This is a genomic window from Streptomyces sp. H27-D2 (assembly GCF_035828615.1).
In the GTDB taxonomy this organism is placed as follows: Bacteria; Actinomycetota; Actinomycetes; order Streptomycetales; family Streptomycetaceae; genus Streptomyces.
On the sequence record NZ_JAYMZR010000036.1, the window covers coordinates 13,988 to 36,298 of the forward strand.

At 71.1% G+C, this 22,311-nt stretch carries 21 protein-coding genes and 2 pseudogenes; 15 read left to right on the forward strand and 8 right to left on the reverse strand.

The genetic code is table 11. The features are described from left to right. The first annotated feature begins 210 nt into the window (after nucleotides 1–210). From QMK28_RS16040 to tgmC, 7 genes and pseudogenes are all read left to right on the forward strand, one after another. Nucleotides 211–1,425: a helix-turn-helix domain-containing protein gene (locus QMK28_RS16040; protein WP_326438386.1), complete on the forward strand. Its 1,215-nt coding sequence runs from the start codon at nucleotides 211–213 to the stop codon at nucleotides 1,423–1,425. Nucleotides 1,426–1,673: 248 nt separating this feature from the next. Further along, on the forward strand, nucleotides 1,674–2,909 hold the full coding sequence (locus tag QMK28_RS16045) for a helix-turn-helix transcriptional regulator (RefSeq protein ID WP_326438388.1): 1,236 nt from the start codon (nucleotides 1,674–1,676) through the stop codon (nucleotides 2,907–2,909). 327 nt (nucleotides 2,910–3,236) lie between these two features. Then, the gene (locus tag QMK28_RS16050) at nucleotides 3,237–3,488 is read left to right on the forward strand and encodes a hypothetical protein (protein WP_326438390.1); all 252 of its coding nucleotides are present in this window, start codon (nucleotides 3,237–3,239) and stop codon (nucleotides 3,486–3,488) included. Beyond that, nucleotides 3,488–3,769 (forward strand): DUF7848 domain-containing protein, encoded by a 282-nt coding sequence (locus tag QMK28_RS16055; protein ID WP_326438392.1) that lies wholly within the window; start codon nucleotides 3,488–3,490, stop codon nucleotides 3,767–3,769. The genes QMK28_RS16050 and QMK28_RS16055 overlap by 1 nt, the downstream gene beginning before the upstream one ends. A 111-nt stretch (nucleotides 3,770–3,880) precedes the next feature. Beyond that, nucleotides 3,881–3,985: pseudogene (locus QMK28_RS16060) on the forward strand (putative ATP-grasp-modified RiPP); the annotation flags it as partial. 143 nt (nucleotides 3,986–4,128) lie between these two features. Beyond that, a complete protein-coding gene (locus tag QMK28_RS16065) occupies nucleotides 4,129–4,482 on the forward strand; it encodes a hypothetical protein (protein ID WP_326438395.1) in 354 nt (117 codons plus the stop codon). Beyond that, nucleotides 4,479–5,612: an ATP-grasp peptide maturase system methyltransferase gene (gene tgmC, locus QMK28_RS16070; RefSeq protein WP_326438397.1), complete on the forward strand. Its 1,134-nt coding sequence runs from the start codon at nucleotides 4,479–4,481 to the stop codon at nucleotides 5,610–5,612. The genes QMK28_RS16065 and tgmC overlap by 4 nt, the downstream gene beginning before the upstream one ends. Nucleotides 5,613–5,629: 17 nt before the next feature. Here the strand turns inward: tgmC and QMK28_RS16075 are convergent, their stop codons facing one another. Beyond that, on the reverse strand, nucleotides 5,630–6,556 hold the full coding sequence (locus QMK28_RS16075; RefSeq protein WP_326438399.1) for a helix-turn-helix transcriptional regulator: 927 nt from the start codon (nucleotides 6,554–6,556) through the stop codon (nucleotides 5,630–5,632). Between the two features lie 25 nt (nucleotides 6,557–6,581). Continuing rightward, nucleotides 6,582–7,193, reverse strand: coding sequence for a TetR family transcriptional regulator (locus QMK28_RS16080; RefSeq protein WP_326438401.1), 612 nt, complete (start codon nucleotides 7,191–7,193; stop codon nucleotides 6,582–6,584). 221 nt (nucleotides 7,194–7,414) lie between these two features. On the opposite strand from QMK28_RS16080, the gene QMK28_RS16085 reads away from it, so the two are divergent. The 3 genes from QMK28_RS16085 (at nucleotide 7,415) to QMK28_RS16095 (ending at nucleotide 10,905) form a co-directional block, all read left to right on the forward strand. Then, nucleotides 7,415–8,785, forward strand: a complete 1,371-nt coding sequence (locus tag QMK28_RS16085) for a glycosyltransferase family 4 protein (protein WP_443050738.1) — start codon at nucleotides 7,415–7,417, stop codon at nucleotides 8,783–8,785. 111 nt (nucleotides 8,786–8,896) lie between these two features. Further along, nucleotides 8,897–9,742 carry a class I SAM-dependent methyltransferase gene (locus QMK28_RS16090; protein ID WP_326438403.1) on the forward strand — a complete coding sequence of 282 codons (846 nt, stop codon included), beginning with the start codon at nucleotides 8,897–8,899 and terminating at the stop codon, nucleotides 9,740–9,742. Beyond that, nucleotides 9,739–10,905, forward strand: a complete 1,167-nt coding sequence (locus QMK28_RS16095; RefSeq protein WP_326438405.1) for a prenyltransferase — start codon at nucleotides 9,739–9,741, stop codon at nucleotides 10,903–10,905. Before QMK28_RS16090 ends, QMK28_RS16095 begins: the two co-directional genes overlap by 4 nt. A 103-nt stretch (nucleotides 10,906–11,008) precedes the next feature. On the opposite strand, the gene QMK28_RS16100 is transcribed toward QMK28_RS16095, so the two are convergent. From QMK28_RS16100 to QMK28_RS16120, 5 genes are all read right to left on the reverse strand, one after another. Then, on the reverse strand, nucleotides 11,009–11,302 hold the full coding sequence (locus QMK28_RS16100) for a hypothetical protein (protein ID WP_326438407.1): 294 nt from the start codon (nucleotides 11,300–11,302) through the stop codon (nucleotides 11,009–11,011). 156 nt (nucleotides 11,303–11,458) lie between these two features. After that, nucleotides 11,459–12,478 (reverse strand): LLM class F420-dependent oxidoreductase, encoded by a 1,020-nt coding sequence (locus tag QMK28_RS16105; RefSeq protein WP_326438409.1) that lies wholly within the window; start codon nucleotides 12,476–12,478, stop codon nucleotides 11,459–11,461. A 210-nt stretch (nucleotides 12,479–12,688) separates the two neighbouring features. Continuing rightward, nucleotides 12,689–13,537 (reverse strand): hypothetical protein, encoded by an 849-nt coding sequence (locus QMK28_RS16110; RefSeq protein WP_326438411.1) that lies wholly within the window; start codon nucleotides 13,535–13,537, stop codon nucleotides 12,689–12,691. Between the two features lie 211 nt (nucleotides 13,538–13,748). Next, nucleotides 13,749–14,768 (reverse strand): N-acetylmuramoyl-L-alanine amidase, encoded by a 1,020-nt coding sequence (locus tag QMK28_RS16115; protein ID WP_326438413.1) that lies wholly within the window; start codon nucleotides 14,766–14,768, stop codon nucleotides 13,749–13,751. 22 nt (nucleotides 14,769–14,790) lie between these two features. After that, on the reverse strand, nucleotides 14,791–15,396 hold the full coding sequence (locus QMK28_RS16120; protein WP_326438471.1) for a class I SAM-dependent methyltransferase: 606 nt from the start codon (nucleotides 15,394–15,396) through the stop codon (nucleotides 14,791–14,793). A 281-nt stretch (nucleotides 15,397–15,677) separates the two neighbouring features. Here QMK28_RS16120 and QMK28_RS16125 point away from each other — a divergent pair, with 281 nt between their 5' ends. From QMK28_RS16125 to QMK28_RS16140, 4 genes are all read left to right on the forward strand, one after another. Beyond that, complete coding sequence (locus QMK28_RS16125) at nucleotides 15,678–17,969, forward strand: acyl-CoA dehydrogenase (protein WP_326438415.1); 2,292 nt, start codon at nucleotides 15,678–15,680, stop codon at nucleotides 17,967–17,969. Nucleotides 17,970–18,098: 129 nt separating this feature from the next. Next, nucleotides 18,099–19,301, forward strand: coding sequence for a lipid-transfer protein (locus QMK28_RS16130; protein WP_326438417.1), 1,203 nt, complete (start codon nucleotides 18,099–18,101; stop codon nucleotides 19,299–19,301). Nucleotides 19,302–19,404: 103 nt separating this feature from the next. Next, nucleotides 19,405–19,971, forward strand: coding sequence for a SigE family RNA polymerase sigma factor (locus QMK28_RS16135; RefSeq protein ID WP_326438420.1), 567 nt, complete (start codon nucleotides 19,405–19,407; stop codon nucleotides 19,969–19,971). Continuing rightward, complete coding sequence (locus QMK28_RS16140) at nucleotides 19,968–20,798, forward strand: hypothetical protein (RefSeq protein WP_326438422.1); 831 nt, start codon at nucleotides 19,968–19,970, stop codon at nucleotides 20,796–20,798. The genes QMK28_RS16135 and QMK28_RS16140 overlap by 4 nt, the downstream gene beginning before the upstream one ends. A 96-nt stretch (nucleotides 20,799–20,894) precedes the next feature. On the opposite strand, the pseudogene QMK28_RS16145 reads toward QMK28_RS16140, so the two are convergent. Beyond that, nucleotides 20,895–21,031, reverse strand: a pseudogene (locus QMK28_RS16145) (LuxR C-terminal-related transcriptional regulator); the annotation flags it as partial. A gap of 263 nt (nucleotides 21,032–21,294) precedes the next feature. Here QMK28_RS16145 and QMK28_RS16150 point away from each other — a divergent pair. After that, entirely contained in the window at nucleotides 21,295–22,179 is an 885-nt protein-coding gene (locus tag QMK28_RS16150; RefSeq protein WP_326438424.1) for a MaoC/PaaZ C-terminal domain-containing protein, read from the forward strand. The last annotated feature ends 132 nt before the right edge of the window (nucleotides 22,180–22,311 follow it).

A 22,311-nucleotide genomic window follows, 5' to 3' on the forward strand; every position in this document is an offset into this window, starting at 1 on the left:
GTCACGTGCAATTCCCCCGGAGTGGTCTCCGACCAGCCCTACCGGCGCGTTCGGGGAGCGGCCGGCGTGCGATGCCAGGGCGCGCGCCCGTGACAACTGGCGCGCGGTCTCCAGACGCCTGCCCCCAGCGCCGGATCAGGCTGGGCCGGCGCGGTCGGCGCGGCCGGCGTCAGGCCTCCTGCGTGCGCCATGCCGCCGTACGCTTGCGCCATGGGTGAGCATCTGGGCAACCGGCTGGGTCGGCTGCGCCGGCTCTCTGACCAGACACAGGAAGGGCTGTCAGAGCGCTCCGGCGTGTCCGTGGACGTGATCCGAAAGCTTGAGCAGCAACGCAAGCACAGTGCGCGTCTGCCGACCCTTCATGCCCTGGCGCAAGGCTTGGGCGTCGAGTTGACGGCGCTACTGGGCGATCCGCCCGGCGTGCCGTCGAACGGTGAAGGCGACCCACCGCAGCTCGTCGCCGTGCGTCGCGCGATCATGCCGCCGATGTTCGCTCCACCGGCTGAGCCGTCGGGCGCGGAGCGGCTGACCGTGGCACTCCTGCGGGCGGAGATTTCCGACGGATGGACGCTCTACCACAACGCCGAGTTCGGCCGTCTCATGGACGTACTGCCCGGCATGATTGCCGATGCGCGTCTCATGGCAGCTGCGGGTGCCGGAAGTCAACGAGCAGCCGGCCAGGCGGCGTTGGGCAAGGCTCTGCAACTCGGCGGTCACCTCGCGATCCGGCTGGGGAAGACGGACCTGGCGCTGTCGGCGCTTGAGCGGGCCATGAACGCCGCTGAGCAGTCGTCCGACCCGCTGCTGGGGCCGATGGTCAGCAACTCCGTCGCATGGAACTACCAGCGCCAGAACCGACTTGACGACGCTGAACGCCTGGCCGTCCGTGCCGCCGACGGTGTCGAGAAGCGGAATGGGCAGACGGCCGAGGGTGTGCGCGTATGGGGCGGGTTGATCATGTCGGCGGCGACCAGCGCGGCCCGAGGCGGCGACTACGAAACCGCCAACGACATGATGCAGACGGCAGAGGACGCGACCGGCCGCCTCCGGAAGCTCCCGCCGCCCACTGACGGCAAAATGGTGTCGGTGTTCAGTCGGTCATCCGTACGCATCGAGCGTGTTCGGCTTGCCGTGCAGCACGCCCGCCCCGAAGAGGCGTTGGCGCTGGCGAGGGGAATACGCCTGAGCGCCGGCACGCCACCGTCGTGGCGCATATGGCTGTTGTTGGACATAGCCCGCGCGTACACGGACATCGGGAACGCGGAGGGGGCCGTCAAGGCTCTTGAGTCCCTGCGGCGGGTCGCTCCGGGGTGGATGCGGCATCACACGCTCGCCGTGTCCATCGTGGGCGACCTGTGGGCCGGGCCGCAGCGTCCGCCGGGGCTCCGCAAGTTCGTCGGGCTCCTGGGAATGGCCACCCGATAGCGCCGCGAAAGCAGGAGCCGACTTCGGACATTCTGCCACCACTCGGGCTGCCGGTCGGCGGGGTGCGCTCGCCGTTCCGCTAGCCCCTGGAGCGGTCTCCGGCCAGCCCTACTGACGAGTCCGGGGAGCGGCCGGTGCTGCCCCCGCGCCCCCGGCGCACGACCGGCGCGCATGCGGCGTGGCGGATTCCGGAGGACTTCCGACCACTGAACGGTGGGCATACGCTGGATGTGAGGGGACGGTGGCTCATGTCCACAGGGTTGGCTGACAACGTCAGGAAATACCGTCGCGCGGCCGGTCTCAGCCAGGAGCAACTGGCCCATGAAGCGGGGCTGTCGCTGAGCGTCGTACGCAAGGTGGAGCAAGGCGGAGACGCGCGCGTCGAGACGCTGCATGCTCTTGCCCGCGCGTTGGGAGTGTCCACGTCCGCGCTCTTCGCGACCGAAACCCCGAATCCCGTCGTCGGCGATGAAGGCAACCGGCGCTACCTGGCTGAACTTCGGCGCGCGCTCATGCCCCCGATCGGACTCGACAGCACTCTTGCGGACCTTGGGGAAGCCGGAGATCTATCGACCATACGGCGGGAGATCGAAGACGGCCACGCGCTCTACCAGGCCGACCGGTACAGCTCAATAGCGAAAAAGCTGCCGAGCCTGCTGCGGTCCGCCGAAGCGGCTGTTGCCAGCCTTGAGGGGGCTGAGCAGCAACTCGCGATGATCGCGCGCTCTCACGCCCTCTTGCTGGCGGGCAAGTACCTGACTCAGGTCCGGCAGTACGACATGGCGTACCACGCGCTCGCTGAGGCGATCAGACTTGCCCGCGCAACCGGCCGGCGCCTCACCGCGGCTACGGGCGTCGTGGGCATGTGCTGGCTGCTGCTGCGGCAGGACCGGTTCGATGAGAGCGAGCAACTGGCAAGTGTCACAGCCGCTGACATGGAACCGCGCATCTCGGAGTCAAGCCCCGGACAGATGGCCGTATGGGGCGAACTCTCGCTACGGGTCGCATCGGCAGCCGTCCGCAACAACCGTCCGGACGTGGCCCGCGAAGCTCGCAGGATGGCGGCGACGGCCGCTAGTGCGCTCGACAAGGAACACATCGACTACCGATCGCACTGGACGACGTTCGGCCCCGTCACGGCGGAACTCAAGGCTGTTGAAGACCTCTCGATCATCGGTGATGCTCGCGGCGTGCTTCAGCGTGCCGACGACGGGCTGTTGAGCCAGAAGGCAGTCCGTAGCTACGGCAAGCCGAGCGCGAACAACTGGGACCGCCACCGGCTCGACGTGAGCAAAGCTCATGTCACCCTCGGGTCGCATCAAGACGCCATGGACGTTCTGGCATCCATTCGCGAGACGTCGGGCGAGTGGATCAAACATCAGGTCATGGCCCGGTACGTCATGAGCGACATTCTCAAATCGCGTAAGCGGACGCTGACTCAGGACATGCGGGATATGGCCGCTCACCTGGGCGTCGCCGGATAGCTACCTCGGAGCGTGTTACTTCTTCGCCTCCGGCCATTCAACTACCGTTCTAAGAACGTGGTGTGAGTGTCTGAGCGCCCGTACGTTCCTCGTACCGAGCAACCGGAACGAGGAGGCCGATGTGGTGCACAGAACGGCAGTCGAATGGCAGCGTCGGCGCGACCTTGCCGATGTGGCATCGGGCGACTGGCAAGCCGCTGAGCTTGAACAGATCATTGCCGCCTGGGGCTTCTGGCGACTCGTTCCGGAGTGGTCGCCCCGGATATACGCGGAGCCGACTTCGGAGGTTCTGCGGGACGTCGAGGCCGGCCTCCGGCGGTTGATCGCATGAGCGCCCAAGAAGACCCCGCAGCGCCCGAGTACGCCCCCGAAGGCGGCGAGACGGTCCGGGACGCCGGCAGTGGCAGGGTCGGTGTGGTGATGGGCAAGGTGGGCCCGTACTACCAACTGCGCCCGGTCGGTGGCGGGAAAGAGTGGGACGTTCCGCCTTCGAACATCCGCGCCATAAGCCAGACCGAAGTCCTGAGTGTGCGAGTCGCTGTCGCGAATGAGCGCAGCCGTCAGGGGAGTCGGATCTGATGCGGGCCGTCATGCGTTACGTACCGTTCGCCACGACTCAAGATCTCGAAGCCGAGCCGGAATACGCGGCAGAATGCGTATCGGGTGATGAAGAGGCTTGCGGCGAGACGTCGGGCAGGCGTATTGATCCGGCGCGTGTTGAGGAGTGGATGCGACGGCATACTCAGGCAACCCGGCATCAGCACTATCGCCGTACCTTCACGGACTTCGCGGTCATGGCCCCGGCCGACGAACTTCCGGCCGGACTCGAACCGGCGCGCGTTGTGCGGGTGTCGGCGTGATGCGGGATACCGGGGCCGGTGGTCAGATTCATGGGCGGTCAAGGAGGAAAAATGATGGGTAGTCGCATCAGGCCGGAGTCGGCTTCGCCGATTCCGTGGGGAATGGCTCGCATGACTCCGTTGCGAAACGGCGAACCTCACCCCTGGCACTACACAGGAATCGACTCGCAGACACAGACCGGTCGTTGGGTCGGCAGTGACGGAGTGATGACTCCCGCCGAACTCGGAAAGCATGGCACTTCCGTCAACACTTACCCGCCCACTCAGGTCGGGTCGAAGTCGAAGGCGAGCCCGCCGGTATCTGGGCGGCTCCCGTCGAGCCCGGCGAAATAGACGATGCTGTGATCCATTGTGCGCACTTGTTCCAAGCCCAGGTTTCCAAGACTTCCGACGTGCGCGCGGTTGTCGTTGGCGAGCAGGTTCTCTGTGCCCGGATCACCGCTCCGCGCGGTGTGGTGGACTGGCGCGCTGAGTACCGAAACCTCAGCTATGAGCCGATCCAGTGTCCGGATGGCATGCGGCGGGCAATCCTACGGTTCCTCGCCGGCTTCGGGCTCAACTTCGGCGCGTTCGACTTCGCCGTAACCGCAGATGGCACATGGTGGTTTCTGGAATGCAACCCGAATGGCCAATGGGCATGGCTCGAAGCTGCTGCCGGACTGCCCATCACCTCAGCTATCGCTGACCTGCTGGAGAACGGAGAAAGCAAGTGACTGACGTGACTGACGACGTTTCTTCCGAAGGGCTGCGCGCAGACCTCGCTCGGCATCTTTCCGCAACCGGAGTACTGCGAAGTCTGGAATGGGAAGCCGCAGTCATGGCAGTGCCGCGTGAGGTGTTCCTGGCCGACGGGTGGTTCGAGTACGAGGACGGGGGCTGGTACCGGCCTGCATTCCTCGCCGATGCCCCCGAACGGCTCAGGCGTGTGTACGAGGACGACACGCTTGTCACTCAGGTAGCGGGAACGGTGGTCCCCCGTCAGGTGGACGGGCGTATCGCGCACCGCCCTTCGTCGTCGTCCACCTTGCCGGGGCTCGTGGTGCGCATGCTCGAAGAGCTGCATGCGGCTCAGGGAACGCAGGTTCTCGAAATCGGGACCGGCACGGGCTATTCGACCGCCCTTCTGTCGCACGTGGTCGGCGACGACAACGTGACTTCGATCGAGGTCGATGCGGATATTTCCTCCCGCGCCGGGGTGACTCTCGGCGGGTTGGGTTACTGGCCCAACCTGGTGGTCGGCGACGGGCTGGCAGGACACAAGGACGGTGCCCCCTACGACCGTGTGATTGCCACGTGCGGAGTTCATACGGTCCCGACCGAGTGGATCGCTCAGACGCGTCTCGGCGGTGAAATTCTGGTCACGGTCTGCGGGTGGATGAATGCCTCCGAACTCGTACGCCTGACCGTGGCGGACGACGGAACAGCGAGCGGCCCCGTCCTGGGCGGACAGGTCTCCTTCATGTTGGCGCGGCCGCACCTCCCCCCGGCGCTCGGGATACTGCCCGATCTCGATTCGGCGGAATCCGTCCCCACGGATATCGGGGGTGACGTACTGGACGAGTGGGCAGCGCGTTTCGTCGCTCAGTTCGCAGCACCACGGGCCCAGCGCTTCACGCTGCCGCGCAACGGCCGAGACGAATATGTGGTCATCGACGCAGAAGCCGGAGCGTGGGCAGCCGTATTCGAGGACGGCGGGCAATGGATGGCCCGGCAGGGCGGCCCCGCCCGGCTGTGGGACGCCATCGCTGACCGGATCACCGGATGGCGCGAGGCCGGCAAGCCGGCCGCTGAGCGATTGCGGCTGCACGTCGGGCCTACGGGGCAGCGTCTCACCTGGGACTAGTCACTGAAGCTCGTCGGCTACGCCGACCCCGGCGGCCGCAACAACCCCCGCAGCCGCTCCGCCGAAACCGTCCCAGGCGTAGCGAAGTGGGCGACCACGCTGCGCCCCGGGTCGTCCTCCACGGCCAGCCGTACGTACGTCAATTCCAGGTCGCCCACGATCGGGTGCCGGAAGAGCCGGAGCGAGGGGCGTGCGGGCTGTGCGCGGTCCGGGGTCGCGGGGGTCTCGGCGTTCCACAGTTCGCGGAAGAGGGGGCTGGCGCGTTGCAGGGAGGCGACGACTTCCGCGAAGCGCGGGTTGTCGAGTTCGTACGCGGACTGGGCGCGCAGCATGCCGGCCAGCCAGGCCGCTTCGGTCTGCCAGTGCGGTACGAGCTGTTGCAGCCGCTCGTCGTTGAACATCAGCCACAGGACGTTGAATTCGGTGTGCGGCCGGTCCTCGTGGAGGCCGCCGTGCAGGGCGGCCTCGGCGCGGTTCCAGGCGAGGATGTCGAAGCAGCGGTCGATGACGAACGCGGGGGTCGGGTCGAGGGAGTCCAGGAACGCCTGGAGGTCGCGGGAGACGGTGCTCTGCGGGCGGGGCGTCTCGGACGGCGGCTGCCGGCCGGCCAGCGCGAACAGTTCGTCCCGCTCGGCCGGGCCGAGGCCGAGGGCGGCGGCCAGGGCGCGCAGCGCCTGCTCGGAGATGTGGCTGGGCCTGCCCTGTTCCAGCCAGGTGTACCAGGTCAGGCTGGTGCCGGAGAGCTGGGCGACCTCTTCGCGGGACAGCCCGGCGGGGTGCGCCGAAGCGGTCGGGGATGCGCCGGTGGTCTGGGACGGGCCGGTGGCGGCGCTGCCGGTGCCGTCGCCCGTTCCGTCGTCGCCGGCCGGGGACGCGGACTCGCGGTGCGAGCGCAGGAACTCACCCAGCCGCTTGCGGTCGTGCTCACTCAGGGGAGATGTCACGCGCTGTCTCCAGGGTCGAGCCGCCCTACGGCGGCGGCGGGGCCGTCAGTTCGATGAGTCTGCAGACCGTCTCGATGTCGATCTTCACCTGGGCGATCGAGGCGCGCCCGGAGAGCCAGGTGATCAGGGCGGAGTGCCAGGTGTGCTCGATGACCCGGACCGCGGAGAGCTGCTCGGGGGTGGGCGGGCCGTCCAGGCCCATCGCGTCCAGGATGATCGTGGTGGTCAGCCGCGAGACGGTGTCCACCTCGGGGCTCACCGAGCGGTCGGCGAAGGTCAGGGCGCGCACCATGGCGTCCGCCAGATGCGGCTCGCGCTGCATCGCGCGGAACGCCCGCATCAGCGTCTGGGCCACCCGGGCGGCCGGGTCCTCCTCCGTCGGAGGGCGCTTGCGCAGCGTCTCGTGCAGGTGCTGCAACTGGTCCTGCATGGTCGCGACCAGCAGATGGATCTTGGAAGGGAAGTAGCGGTAGAGGGTGCCGAGGGCGACGCTGGAGGACTCCGCGACCTCGCGCATCTGCACCGCGTCGAACCCGCCGCGGCTGGCCAGTTGTGCGCTCGCGTGCAGGATGCGGCGTCGGCGCGCCTCCTGACGCTCGGTCAAGGGCGGAGCGGACGGCTTGGGTTCTGTCGTCATGTGTCCCATTCCGTGGTGATCCGTCCGGTCGGGGGGTCCGCAGTCGCGATGGGACAGCATGGCAGGGGTCGCCCCGTGGCGCGAATCACCTGTTCCGGCCCTTTCGGGCAGTCCGTCGCCCGGTAGATTCAATGCTTCTTGGACGATCCAGTCTGAAACTTGTTCTAGATTAGCGCGAGCGGTTACGCTCCGGCAGAAGTGCAGTGAGAAGGGGGCCGAGAGTGACCGCTGAGGCAGCCGCGCCTCCCGTCTCCGCCGGGATGACCGCGGCAGGCGGTGACCGACCGCTGCGCATCGCGCTGCTCACCTACAAGGGCAACCCGTTCTGCGGCGGCCAGGGCGTCTACGTACGACACCTCTCCCGTGAGCTGGCCCGGCTGGGCCACCGGGTCGAGGTCATCGGCGCCCAGCCCTACCCGGTCCTGGACGAGGGCGTGCCCGTGACCGAGCTGCCCAGCCTCGACCTCTACCGGCAGCCCGACCCCTTCCGCACCCCCAGGCCCGGCGAGTACCGCGACTGGATCGACGCCCTCGAAGTCGCCACCATGTGGACCGGCGGCTTCCCGGAACCGCTCACCTTCTCGCTGCGTGCCCGCCGCCACCTCGCGGCCCGCCGCGGCGACTTCGACGTCGTCCACGACAACCAGACGCTCGGCTACGGCCTGTTGGGCGTGGACCGGCTCGGCGTCCCGCTGGTCACCACGATCCACCACCCCATCACCGTCGACCGGCGGCTCGACCTCGACGCTGCCGCCGGCTGGCGCCGCCGCGCCTCCGTACGCCGCTGGTACGGGTTCACCCGGATGCAGAAGCGGGTGGCCCGCAGGCTGCCGTCGGTCCTCACCGTCTCCGGCTCCTCCCGGCAGGAGATCGTCGACCACCTCGGCGTCCGCGAGGACCGGGTGCACGTCGTGCACATCGGCGCCGACACCCGGCTGTTCTCGCCCGACCCGGCCGTCGCCGAGATCCCCGGCCGGATCGTCACCACCTCCAGCGCGGACGTGCCCCTCAAGGGCCTCGTCCACCTCGTCGAGGCGCTCGCCAAGCTCCGTACCGAGAACCCGGACGCGCACCTCGTCGTCGTCGGCCACCGGGCCGAGGAAGGCCCGGTGGCCGGAGCCATCGAACGGCACGGCCTCCAGGGCGCCGTCCAGTTCGTCAAGGGCATCACCGACGCCGAACTCGTCGATCTGGTGCGCGGCGCGCAGGTCGCCTGCGTCCCCTCCCTCTACGAGGGCTTCTCGCTGCCCGCCGCCGAGGCGATGGCCACCGGCACCCCGCTCGTCGCCACCACCGGCGGTGCGATCCCCGAGGTCGCCGGGCCCGACGGCGAGACCTGTCTGGCCGTGCCGCCGGGAGACGCGGGCGCGCTGTCCGCGGCGCTCGGCCGGCTGCTGGGCGACCCCGCGCTGCGCCGCCGGCTCGGCGCGGCCGGGCGCGAGCGGGTGCTGCGCCGCTTCACCTGGGAACAGGCCGCGCGCGGCACCGTCGAGCACTACCGCGAGGCGATCGAGGAACGGGGCCGGCGCAGCCCGGACTCGCCCGCCGCCCGGCGGTCCGCCGACGCGCCGGCGCAGCTCGCCGGCGGCTGACGTGCCGGCCCGCGTTCCCCCGCTCCGGGTCGCCGACCCCGAGCGCCTCCGCAGCGCGGACGTCCGTACCCCGGACGCCGCGACCACCCGCCGGATGAAAGCAGAGCCCTCGTGCTGACCGTCGATTTCTCCCGCTTCCCGCTCGCCCCAGGCGACCGGGTACTCGATCTCGGCTGTGGGGCCGGCCGGCACGCTTTCGAGTGTTACCGACGCGGGGCGCGGGTCGTCGCGCTCGACCGCAACGGCGAGGAGATCCGCGAGGTCGCCAAGTGGTTCGCCGCCATGAAGGAGGCCGGTGAAGCCCCCGCGGGCGCGACCGCCACCGCCATGGAGGGCGACGCGCTCGCGCTGCCGTTCCCCGACGACAGCTTCGACGTCGTGATCATCTCCGAGGTCATGGAGCACATCCCGGACGACAAGGGCGTGCTCGCCGAGATGGTCAGGGTGCTCAGGCCCGGCGGCCGGATCGCCATCACCGTGCCGCGCTACGGGCCGGAGAAGATCTGCTGGGCGCTCTCCGACGCCTATCACGAGGTCGAGGGCGGCCACATCCGCATCTACCGGGGCGACGAACTGCTCGGCAAGATGCGGGAGGCCGGACTGCGCCCGTACGGAACCCACCACGCGCACGGGCTGCACAGCCCGTACTGGTGGATCAAATGCGCGGTCGGCGTGGACAACGACAAGTCCTTGCCGGTGAAGGCGTACCACAAGCTTCTCGTCTGGGACATCATGAAGAAACCGCTGGCCACCCGGGTCGCCGAACAGGCGCTGAACCCGCTGATCGGCAAGAGCTTCGTCGCCTACGCGACCAAGCCGCACCTTCCTGCGCAGGCGGCCGAGCAGGCCGCGGAACAGGGCACTACGGAGTCGGCCACGGAGCCGGCCACGCAGGCCGAGCCCGCGAAGACCGCCAAGCCCGCGAAGACCGCCAAGACCGCGAAGGCGGGCGTGTGACGAGCCCCGGGCGCACCGAGCGCCTCGTACTGCCCGGCGTGCTCTCCGCGGAGCAGTCCGCCGAGACCGTGGCCGGCATCCTCGCCGTGCAGCGCGCCGACGGCGCGATCCCGTGGTTCCGGGGCCACCACCTCGACCCGTGGGACCACATCGAGGCCGCCATGGCGCTGGACGCCGCGGGCGAGCACGAGCGCGCCGAGGCCGCCTACCGCTGGCTCGCCGACCACCAGAACCCGGACGGGTCCTGGTACGCGGCCTACCCCGACGGCCCCGACGGCGTCGACGCCGACGCGCCCACCGACCTGAGCCGCGAGACCAACTTCTGCGCCTACATCGCCGTCGGCGCGTGGCACCACTACCTCTCGACCGGCGACGACGCCTTCCTCGAATACCTGTGGCCGACGGTCCACGGCGCGATCGAGTTCGTCCTCGCACTCCAGCAGCCCGGCGGCCAGATCGGCTGGAAGCGCTCCGAGCCGGAACCGGCGGAATCCGCCACGGCGGAATCCGGTACAGGGGAATCCCGTACGGCCGACGCGGCGACGGCGGTCGGCCCGGCGGAGACGGACGCGCTGCTCACCGGCTCGTCCTCGATCCACCAGGCGCTGCGCTGCGCCCTCGCCGTCGCCGACCAGTGCGACGAGCCGCAGCCGGACTGGGAGCTGGCCGTCGGCCTGCTCGGCCACGCCGTACGCGAGCACCCCGAGCGGTTCCTCGACAAGGGCCGCTTCTCGATGGACTGGTACTACCCGGTGCTGGGCGGCGCGGTCACCGGACCGGCCGCCAAGGCCCGTATCGAAGACGGCTGGGACCGCTTCGTGGTCCCGGGGCTCGGCGTGCGCTGCGTGGCCGACCGGCCGTGGGTGACGGGCGGCGAGAGCGCCGAATTCGCCCTCGCGCTCTGGGCGATGGGCGAATCCGAGCAGGCGGTGCAGGTGCTGAAGTGGATTCAGCACCTGCGCGCCGAGGGCGGGATGTACTGGACGGGTTACGTCTTCGAGGACGACGCCGTCTGGCCCCGGGAGCTGACCTCCTGGACGGCGGGATCGTTGCTGCTGGCCGTGGCCGCACTCGGGGGGGACGAGGCGACCACGGCGGTCTTCGGCGGCGAGTGGCTGCCGTCGGGACTGGAGCCGGACTGCTGCCGGGGCGCCTCGGGCTGAGGCCGCTCCGGCGGTGTCGGCCGGCTGGGGATGGGCCGGCGGGGGACGGGATGTGCGGACGGGGGGCTCGGGCCGAGGGGGGACGGCCCGAGCGGCTTCGGGGTCAGGCGCGCCGGATGCGTCCGGCTATCGCGTGCCCGATCAGTAGGTAGACCAGCGCGGGCAGGCCGTAGTTGAGCACGACGCGCACCCAGTCGGTGTCCATCGTGAACAGGTCGTGCGACCAGCCCGCGAGCCAGCGGGCGGCGTCGTGCACGAAGTCGACCAGATCGTTGGCGCGGTTGGCGTCCAACAGGTACATCAGGATCCATAGGGCCAGAATGGCCGCGGCGATATCGGCGATCACGACCACGACCGTGGCGGCCGCGTTTCCTCCACTGCGAGAACGTCTGGTCATATCGAACGTGTTGCCGGATCGGAGATCGGCAAACGCTGTCGGCGGGGGCGGACTGTAGGAGCGCGCGCCCCCGGAGTGCCGCTGTGTGCGCCCTGTCCCGCTGACGCACCGGCGCACTGGCGCGCCCGTGCGCCCCTCCGCCCGCCTGGTGCGCCGTCAGCTGTTCAGCTCGGCCAGCACCCGTAGCGTGGCCGGGTCGGGGGCGGTCACCAGGAGGTCGGTCACCGGGCCCGCGCGCCACAGCTCCAGCCGCTCCGCGATGCGACTCCGCGGCCCGACGAGGGAGATCTCGTCGGCGAAGGCGTCGGGCACCGCGTCGACGGCCTCCGCGCGGCGGCCCGCGAGAAACAGCTCCTGGACGCGCCGCGCCTCGTCCCCGAAGCCCATCCGGGCCATCAGGTCAGCGTGGAAGTTACGGGCCGCGTGGCCCATCCCGCCGATGTAGAAGCCGAGCATCGCCTTGACCGGCAACAGCCCCTCGGCGACGTCGTCGCAGACCTGGGCCCGTGCCATCGGCGCGACCATGAAGCCCTTCGGGGCCTCCGTGAGCGAGGCCTCGTAGACCTCCGTGCGCACCGGCGACCAGTACAGCGGCAGCCAGCCGTCGGCTATCCGCGAGGTCTGCGCGATGTTCTTGGGGCCCTCCGCGCCCAGCAGGATGGGCAGTTCGGCCCGCAGCGGGTGGGTGATGGACCTGAGCGGCTTGCCCAGGCCGGTGCCCGCGGGGCCGTCGGTGCCGCTGTAGGGGTGGCTGTGGAAGCGTCCGGCCAGCTCCACCGGGCCCTCGCGGCGGAGTGCCTGGCGGATCACGTCGACGTACTCGCGGGTAGCGGTCAGCGGGCTCTTGGGGAACGGCCGCCCGTACCAGCCCTCCACCACCTGCGGTCCCGAGAGCCCCAGGCCCAGCATCATCCGGCCGCCGCTGAGATGGTCGAGGGTGAGCGCGTGCATCGCGGTGGCGGTGGGGGTGCGGGCCGCCATCTGCGCGACGGCGGTGCCCAGCCGGATGCGCGAGGTGTGCGCGGCGATCCAGGTGAGCGTGGTGAAGGCGTCCGATCCCCAGGCCTCGGCCGTCCAGACGGAGTCGTAGCCGAGCCGCTCGGCCTCCTGGGCGAGTTCGACGTGCCCCGGGTCGGGGCCGCGACCCCAGTAGCCGAGCGCGAGACCGAGCCGCATGCCGTCCCCTCCCTGCCGATGTCTGACGTCGCGTCAGGTCGGTGATCGTACGGGCCGGGTGCGGACGAAGGCAACGGCGCCCGGGTTCGGTGGACTCGGCATGCGGCGGACAAGGCAACGGCCCCTCATCCGGGTTCGGATGAGGGGCCGGGTGCGCTGCCGGTCGGAGTGACTAGCGCCGCGACGAGGCAAAGCCTGCCGGGAGGGGCACTAGCCGCGCTGAATGCCGGTGGTGTCCTGCAACAGGCCGCGACGGCCGTCCTGCGTCTGCGCGATGAGCGCGGGACCGCGCTGGTCCACCGCGAGGTACCAGGTGCCGGGCGCCAGTTCGGCGATCGGCGTCGGCGAGCCGTCCTCGCCGTACAGCGAACGGGCGACGGGCACCGCGAACCAGAACGGCGCGAAGTCGGAGCCGCCGGCCGCCGGGCCGGGCTGCGCCGCCGCCGGAGCGGGCTGGCCGCCCTGCGACTGCTGCGCGCCGTACGGCTGCTGCTGACCGGGCTGACCGGGCTGCGCGCCGTACGGGGAGGCGCCGCCGGGCTGCGGGCCGCCCGGGTAGCCGTAGCCGGCCGGGGGCTGCTGGGCGCCGTACGGGGACGGGGCCTGCGGGCGCGGGGCGGCCAGCAGGGGCAGTTGGAGGGCCGGGACCTTGGCGCTCAGCATGCCCACCGCGGCCATCGCGAGAGCGGCGACCAGCGACAGGAATCCGCCGACGCCCGGGCTGATCTGCGCGGGACCGCGGAACAGCGTCCACAGCGCGGACCAGGCGGTGAAGACCGCGAGGGCGACACCCCACTGGTCGAGGCCGAGGCCGCCGATCTTGCGACCGGTCGGCTGGAGGCGCGCGAAGCAGATGAGCCCCGCCGCGATCAGCCCGGCCAGCGTGACGGTCGGGAGAAGGGGGAAGAGGGAGGGCTCCCACGCGCTCGAGTCGCAGAACGACGCGTCGCTGTTGGCACAGCCATCGATGGAGTAGAAGTTGAGGAACGAGGCGATGAACAGCAACACCGCTGCTCCGATCACCACGCCGTCGCCTCGTGTGAGGGAGCGGATGTTCACTTGAAGTCCTTTGTCGGTCTCATCGGTCTCGTCGGTGCCGTCGGAGTCGTCGGCGGGGCAGACGATCGCGGTCGCTGTCGCCAGGTGCGCGGAGCGGGGCGCGGGGGTCGGCCCCCCATCGTACGGATGAATCTATCGGTCGTTCCCGTGGGGTGTCTGCCGGGCCACCGGGGTCGCCGTTTCCCCGAGTCGCCATCCGAGCTGCCGTTTTCTACCTCTTCAGGAAGCTCTCTAGGCCGTTCGACATCCCCTGTGCGGCGTGTTGCCGCCAAGCCGCGCTCGTCAGTTGTGCGGCATCCCGCGGATCGCGCATATTGCCACACTCGATGAACACCTTGGGCACGGTCGACAGATTGAGCCCCCCGAGATCACCGCGGACATCCAAGCCGGTGCCGCCCGCGAGGTAGTTGGCGGGCTTGCTGCCGGTCTCCTTCGTGAACTGCGAGACGAGGTCGCCGCCAAGGCGGCGCGACGGGGCGCTGATGGCGGAGGTGTCGACTCCGCCGCCGCGCACCACCGCGGGCAGGATGACGTGGAACCCGCGGTCCCCGACCGGCGCGCCGTCCGCGTGCACGGACAGGGCCGCGTCGGCCTTCGCCCGGTTGCCGACCTCGGCGCGCTCGTCGATGCACGGGCCGAACGGGCGGTCGCCGTCGTGGGTGAACTTCACCGTCGCGCCCCGCGCTTCGAGCAGGGTGCGGACGCGGTGCGCGACGTCCAGGGTGAAGGTCGCCTCGGCGTAGCCCGCGTCGGTGGAGGTGCCGGTGGTGTCGCAGCCCTTGCGCGTCGAGCCGATGTCGACGAGGCGGGCGATCTCGGCGGAGTGGTCGTGGTTGCGCGGATTGTGGCCGGGGTCGATGACGACGACCTTGCCCTTGAGCGGCTTGTCCTCGGAGGGCTTGTCGGCCGACGATCCGCCGGTCTTCTCATCGTCCTTCTTGCCGCCCGCGCCGCCGCTCTTGGCGGCGTCGCCGTCCCCGGCGTCGGCCCGGTCGCGGTCGCCGGGCTTGCCGCTGCTGCCGTTCTCGCCGTCCGTGTCACCGGCCCTTCCCGGGTGCGCGGACGCGGACGCGCCGGGCGGCGTCAGGCGGGTCGGCCCGTCCGGGTCCGGTTCGTCCACCGAGCGCCACACCAGCCAGCCCGCGAAGCAGAGGGGCACGAGTGCGGCCAGCACGATGACGAGGGTGCCGCCCAGGCGACGGGGCGTAGGGGGAAAGCTGCCGTAGGACACGCCGCGATGCTATCGGCGTCCGCTAGATCCGCTCGCCGGTACGGCGCAGGACGCGCAGCGAGCGGGTCGCGGAGACCTCGCTGAACGCGCCGGACGCGAGCGCGCGGCAGTAGATCCGGTACGGGGCCCGGCCGCCGTCGGCCGGGTCGGGAAAGACGTCGTGGATGACGAGACAGCCGCCCGGCGCGACATGCGGGGCCCAGCCCTCGTAGTCGGCGGTGGCGTGCTCGTCGGTGTGGCCGCCGTCGATGAAGACCAGCCCGGCGGGCCTGCCCCAGACCGCCGCGACCTGCGGGGAGCGGCCTACGACGGCGATCACGTGGTCCTCCAGCCCGGCCGCGTGCAGGGTGCGGCGGAAGGTGGGCAGCGTGTCCATCCGGCCGACCTCGGGGTCGACGACCTTCGGGTCGTGGTATTCCCAGCCCGGCTGCTGCTCCTCGGAGCCGCGGTGGTGGTCGACGGTCACGGCCACGCACAGCGGGCTGCCCTGGGCCGCCTCGCGGGCGGCGGCGGCCAGCAGGATCGTCGATCGTCCGCAGTAAGTACCGACCTCGATCAGCGGGAGGCCGAGCCGGTTGGCCGCCTCGGCCGCCGCCGCGTATAGGGCGAGGCCCTCGTCGACGGGCATGAAGCCCTTCGCCGCCTCGAACGCGGCGATCACGCGGGGGGGGGGGGGGGGGGGGGGGGGTGTGCGTGGGAGCGGCCGGGGGGTGCGTTCGCGCCTTCGGGGCCGCGCGGACTGGTTCCCTCGGGAGGCGGGGGCCCGTGTCCCGACGCGCATCCGGGCACGTATCCGGCGGGCATCCGATGGACATCCGATGGACATCCGGCACGTATCTGACCTTCCGTCAGAATGGAACGTGTTCTAGTGTGGCCGGGTCTCTGGCCCTGCGACCGGCGAGGATGCGGATGAGCATCGGAATCACGCAAGAGCAACGGGAGTTGGCCGAGTCCGTGCGGGGTTGGGCCGCACGGGTCGTGCCACCCGAAGAGGTGCGCAAGCTGCTCGACGCGCCGCCCCCGGCCGGGCAGCGGCCCGCCTATTGGGACCGGCTGGCCGAACAGGGCCTGCTCGGGCCGCACCTCCCGGAGGAGTGCGGCGGCGGGGGAGGGGAGCTGCTGGACCTGGCCGTCGTCCTGGAGGAGCTGGGACGGGCTGCGCTGCCCGGTCCGTACCTGCCGAGTGTGCTGGCCTCGGCGCTTCTGGCCGAGGCTGGGGACGGGGCTGGGGACGGGGCTGGTGTTGAAGCGGGGGCCGGGGGTGCCGCTGGGGCAGGGGGCGGCGTCGCGGGCGAGACCCGAAGCCGTACTGGGGCGGAAGCCGAGCGCGCGGCGCTGCTGCGCGACCTGGCGTCGGGGCGGCGGATCGGCGCGGTCGCCCTCGGCGCCGGCTCGCTGACCGCCGTAGCGGTCGAGGGCGGCGGTCATCTGCTGGACGGGGTCGCGCCGCCGGTGCTGGGCGGGGCCGAGGCCGATCTGATCGTGCTCGCGGCGGAGAGCGCGGCCGGGACGCTCTGGTTCGCCGTCGACGCCGCGACCCTGACCGTACGGGCCCAAAAGAGCGCCGACCCGACCCGGCCGACGGCCGAGGTCGGCGCGCGCGGCGCCGAGGTTCCGGCCGGGCGTGCGCTGCCGGTCGACGCCGGCCTCGTACGGGATCTGGCGCACCTGCTGTTCTCCGCCGAGGCGTGCGGCATCGCCGGCTGGGCGCTGCACACCGCCGCCGAGTACGCCAAGGTGCGCGAGCAGTTCGGCCGCCCCATCGGGCAGTTCCAGGCGGTCAAACATCTGTGTGCCGACATGCTCGTGCGCGTCGAGCAGGCGCGGGCGCTGACCTGGGACGCGGCGCGGGCCGGTACGCAGGGTCCGCGGGCGCGCGGGCTGGTGGCCTCGCTGGCCGCCGCCACCGCCCTGGACGCGGCCTTCTCGTGCGCCAAGGACTGCGTCCAGATCCTCGGCGGCATCGGCTTCACCTGGGAGCACGACGCCCATCTGTATCTGCGCCGGGCCACCGTCTCGCGTCAACTGCTCGGAGCCGGCGGCAGCCATCGGCTGCGCGCGGCGCGGCTCGCGGCGGCGGGCGTGCGGCGGGAGCTGCGGCTCGAGCTGCCGCCCTCGGCGGGGGCGCACCAGGAACGGGCGCGCGCCGTCATCGAGAGCGCGCGCGCCGGGCTCGACCGGCCGGACGACCCGGCGGCCCTGCGCCGCGCCCTCGCGCCCACCGGCTACGCCGCCCCGCACCTGCCGGAGCCGTACGGGCTGGGAGCCGGCCCCGTACAGCAGCTCGCCGTGCAGCAGGAACTGCGGGCCGCCGGGGCCAGGCTGAGCGATCTGGGCATCGGGACCTGGGTGGTGCCCTCGCTCATCGCCTACGGCACACAGGCGCAGCGCGAGCAGTACTTACTGCCGACGCTCCGTGGCGACGTGCTGTGGTGCCAGCTGTTCTCCGAGCCGGGGGCGGGGTCCGACCTCGCGTCGCTGCGCACCAGGGCCGAGCGGACCGGCGACGGGCGCTGGCTGATCACCGGGCAGAAGGTGTGGACCTCGGCCGCGCAATGGGCGGACTACGGAATCCTGCTGGCCCGCACCGACCCGGAAGCCCCCAAGCACCAGGGGCTCACGTACTTCCTGGTGGACATGAAGCGGACGGCGGGGATCGACATCCGGCCACTCAAGGAGATCACCGGGGACGCCCTGTTCAACGAGGTCTACTTCGACGGAGCGTCGCTGGCCCCGGACGCGGTAGTCGGTGAGGTGAACGGCGGCTGGCGGGTGGCCCGCAACACCCTGGGCAACGAACGCGTCCACATGGCCGACCAGATGACCTTCGACACCGGTCTGGAGGCGCTCATCGAGCGCTCGGCGGAGGTGGACGGGGCGGTGCGGGAGCGCGTCGGGGGGCTCGCGGCAGAGGCGCACGCGCTGGCGTGCATCGGGCTGCGCACCACCCTCCAGCAGGTCTCGGGCCAGGAGCCCGGCGCGGGCGCGAGCGTCCGCAAGCTCGTGCAGACCCCGCACCAGCAGAAGGTCGCCGAGCTGGCCCTGGAGCTGCTGGGGCCGGCGGGCGCGGTGTGCGAGGGGGCAGGCGAACGGGGCGTGCACGGCTTCCTGATGTCGCGCTGCCTGACCATCGCGGGAGGCACCACCCAGGTGCAGCTGAACGTCGTCGCCGAGCGCATCCTCGGCCTCCCGCGTGACTGAACTGCGGGTGCGTGAGCGAACGGCGCGGGACCGGACGGCGGCTGGAACTCGCGCTGGATCATTCCGCCGATGCCGTGCTGGACTCGTGCGGACTCGTGCGGGACGCGTGACCGAAGGGGAGAACGGGACATGAAGGCGTACATCGTCGGTGTGGGCATGACGAAGTTCGAGAAGCCCGAGACACGCGACTGGCAGTACTGGGACATGGCGAAGGAGGCCGGCGGCAGGGCACTCGCGGACGCCGGGATTCCGTACGACCGGGTGGAACAGGTGCCAGTCGGCTACTGCTACCAGGCGTCCACGGCCGGCCAGCGCGCGGTCTACGAGCTGGGCCTGAGCGGCGTCCCCGTCTACAACGTCAACAACAACTGCGCGACCGCCTCGACGGCCCTGATGATGGCGCGGCAGTTCGTCGAGGGCGGGATCAACGACTGCGTGCTCGCGCTCGGCTTCGAGAAGATGGCCAAGGGCGCGCTCGGCGGCAGCACCGGCGGCGGCGACTCGCAGGCGGCGGGGAAGACCTCCCCCGTCGCCCGGCACTACGGCGTGATGGCGGCGGCGCACGGCTTCGAGATGACGCCGCCCACCGCGCAGCTCTTCGGGAACGCGGCGCGCGAGCACATGGAGCGCTACGGCACCACCGTCGAACAGCTGGCGGCGGTCGGCGAGAAGAACCACCGGCACTCGGCGAACAACCCCAACGCCCAGTTCCAGGACGTCTACACGGTCGAGGAGATCCTCGCCGCCAGGACCATCCACCATCCGCTGACCAAGCTCCAGTGCTCGCCGACCTCCGACGGCTCCGCGGCGGCCGTCGTCGTCTCGGAACGCTTCGTGGCTGAACACGGCCTGGAGGAACGGGCGGTGGAGATCGCGGCGCAGGCGATGACCACCGACACCCCGGAGAGCTTCGCCTCCGGTTCGTGCATCGACGTGGTCGGCAAGCCCATGTCGCGCGCGGCGGCGCGGCAGGTCTACGAGGCGTCCGGGCTGGGCATCGAGGACGTCGACGTGATCGAGCTGCACGACTGCTTCTCGGTCAACGAACTGCTGACGTACGAGGCGCTGGGCATGTGCGCGGACGGCGAGTCCGGCAAGCTCGTCCAGGACGGTGCCACCACCTACGGCGGACGGTGGGTCGTCAACCCGTCCGGCGGGCTGATCTCCAAGGGCCACCCGCTCGGCGCGACCGGCCTCGCGCAGGCCGCCGAACTCGTCTGGCAGCTGCGGGGGACGGCGGGGCCCCGGCAGGTCGAGGGCGCGCGGGTGGGGCTGGCGCACAACGTCGGCCTCGGCGGCGCGGCGGTGGTCACCCTCCTGCGGAAGCCCTAGGGCGGGCGGGCCGGGCCGGGTGCGCCGGGGCCGGCCCGGCCCGGGGGACGGTTGGGGGCAACGGTTCGCGGGCCTCGTGGACTCCTATGAGTAGGAGGTGCCCATGGGGGACGGGAAAGCAGCTCTGGACGAAGAGTTCCGGGGATTCGTGGTGGGGCGCTGGTCGAGGCTGCTGCGCACGGCATTCCTCCTGACGGGGGAGCAGCACGCGGCAGAGGATCTGGTCCAGACATCCCTGGAGAAGGTCTACGTGGCGTGGCGGCGGGTGAGCGCGGCCGAAGATCCGGACGCGTATGTCCGCCGCGTCATGATCAACGCGCACGCGAGACGGCATCGCAGGAAGCTCAAGGAGTTCTTGGCGCCCGCGCGCTCGGATCCCGAGGGCCCGGACACGGCCCTCGGCGCACAGGGCGACCAGCCCGACCGCCGGGACCCGATGGAGCAGGCCGACGACCGCGCGGCGCTGCTGAGCGCGTTGGCCGGGCTGCCGCCCAGGCAGCGCGAAGCGGTGGTGCTGCGCTACTGGGAAGACCTGAGCGAGACCCAGACCGCGGAGGCGATGCGGTGTTCGACGGGCACCGTCAAGAGCCAGGCGGCGAAGGGGCTGGCGAAGCTCCGCGCCATACCGACGTTGGCCGAGGCGGTCGGAAACCGAGGGGAGGCACGATGAACGAGGCAGCGGACCAGGAACAGGGCGGCATCGCGGGTCGGCTGGCCGACGCCGCACAGGCGGCGATAGTGGGGCCCGTCCCGTACGAGGCCGTGGTCCGAGGGGGGCGCCGACGCACGGCGCGCAGGTGGGCGGTGGCGGGGGCCACGGCATTGGTGATCGCCGGGTCGACGGGGACGCTGGCGCTGGCCGGCGTCGTGGGCGGGGCGGACCGGGACGGGACGAGCGTGGCGGCCTCGGCTTCCGCCTCGGCTTCGGCGGAGCAGCGCCATGTGTTCCGACCACAACGGACCACCCTCGGCAGCGGCCGCGACGGCGGCCACGACTGGAAGGTCACCATCGAGGTCTGGGGTGCGCCGAAGGCTGACTGGGAAGCGGTCGCGCAGTACCGGGAGATGGCCGAGCGCGGTGACGCTCCGCGAGGGCATGACGGGCGGTCTCCCAGCCGCCGGAACGGCTGGCACTTCGTGCACGTCATCGTGGACGGGAAATCGTCCACGCGGGTGCAGGACGAGAATCCGGACCCTGAGGACAAGCCGTCGGGCCATTTCGAGAGCTACGAGCTCGCTCCCGATCGGAGCCCGGCTCCCACGTTCCTTGTCGGCCAGGTGGAACGGGGCGTGGAGCAGGTCGTGGCCACCTGGAAAGGCGGCTCGCTCCAGGAAGTCGGTCCCGTTCCGAAGGGGCAGGGATTCGCCGGTGTGGGCGGGCCGATGCTGGTTCCTGTGAAGGGCATGGAGCAGGAGAACTGGTTCGCGATCGTGGAGCCGAAGAACGAGGGCCCGGAGTCCGTCACAATCCATATCGCCAAGAAGGGGGGGAACTAGGCCATCGTCCGACGGGCCCCGGTCCGACCCTGCCGAGGTTCGAGGCCGACTGTCGCATCCAACAGCTCAAAGGCCCCTGCCGCGCCCAATGCCGCCTCAGAGCCAACCTGCCGGCGGGCCGCCCGTACGGCCTCCATCCGGTTTCGGGTGCCGGTCTTGCCGATCGCGGCCGAGAGGTAGTTGCGGACCGTCGCGGGGGAGAGGCGGCCCGTCGCCGCGATGTCGGCGACGGTCGGCCGGGACGAATGTCATGGCCCGGCGTGGCCGCAGTCGCGCATCTGACTAGTCGTCAGGCGTCTTCACAAGCTCAGGGGGGTGCGTTATACATGGTGGCCATCGGCTAGAACGCGTTCTAGATCGAGCGGGCTGGAAGGAGCGCGCTGGATCGCGCGTTGTCGGCCGGTCCTGCACGACCCCGGTGCGTCCGACGGTGCGGACGGCCGCGCCGGGGTCTTCAGACAGCCGTGAGCAACCGTGGTGAAGGAGCAGTACACCGATGCCCATCGATGTCGCCGAGGCCATCGCGGCCGAGCCGCGCGAGACCGACCTCGCCTGGGACCACAAGGACGTCCAGCTCTACCACCTCGGTCTTGGCGCCGGGTCGGTGCCGGGCAGGCGGGACGCCGCCACCGACCCCGACGAGCTGCGTTACACGCTGGAGAGCAGGCTGCACGTCCTGCCCAGCTTCGCCACCGTCGCGGGCGGGGCGCTGGCCGCGGGCGGCGGGCTGTCCGCCCCCGGCATCGACGTCGACCTCGCCGCCGTGCTGCACGGCGGCCAGCGCATCGAGCTGCACCGCCCGCTGCCCGTCGCGGGCCGTGCCACCCAGACCGCCCGGGTCGCCGCCGTCCACGACAAGGGGAAAGCAGCGGTCATCGTGCTGCGCTCCGAGGTCGCCGACGCCGACGGCCCGCTCTGGACCTCCGACACCCAGATCTACGTACGCGGCGAAGGCGGCTTCGGCGGCGAACGCGGCCCCTCCGCGCGGCTCGAACTGCCCGACCGGACACCGGACCTGACGGTCGAGCGCCCCATTCGCCCGGACCAGGCGCTGCTCTACCGGCTCTCCGGCGACTGGAATCCGCTGCACGCCGACCCCGAGTTCGCCAAGCTCGCGGGCTTCGACAAGCCGATCCTGCACGGCCTGTGCTCGTACGGCATGGCGCTCAAGGCCGTCGTGGACACCGCACTCGACGGGGACGTCGCGCGCGTCCGCTCCTACAGCACGCGCTTCGCCGGAGTCGTCTTCCCCGGCGAGACGCTGCGCGTCCGGATGTGGCGGACCGAGTCGGAGAACGGCCGTCGTATCCAGGTGTCGGTGACCGCCGTGGAACGGGACGACGCGCCGGTCCTCGCCGACACGGTCATCGAGCCCGTGTAGCCGGTCCTCCATCGGCCCGATCCGCCCCGACCCTGACCCCGCCCCCAGCCACAACTCACCCGAACTCACCCCCGAACTCACCCCCGAACTCACCCCTGAAATCCCCCGACTCAGCCCGTCCGCTCGGAAGGA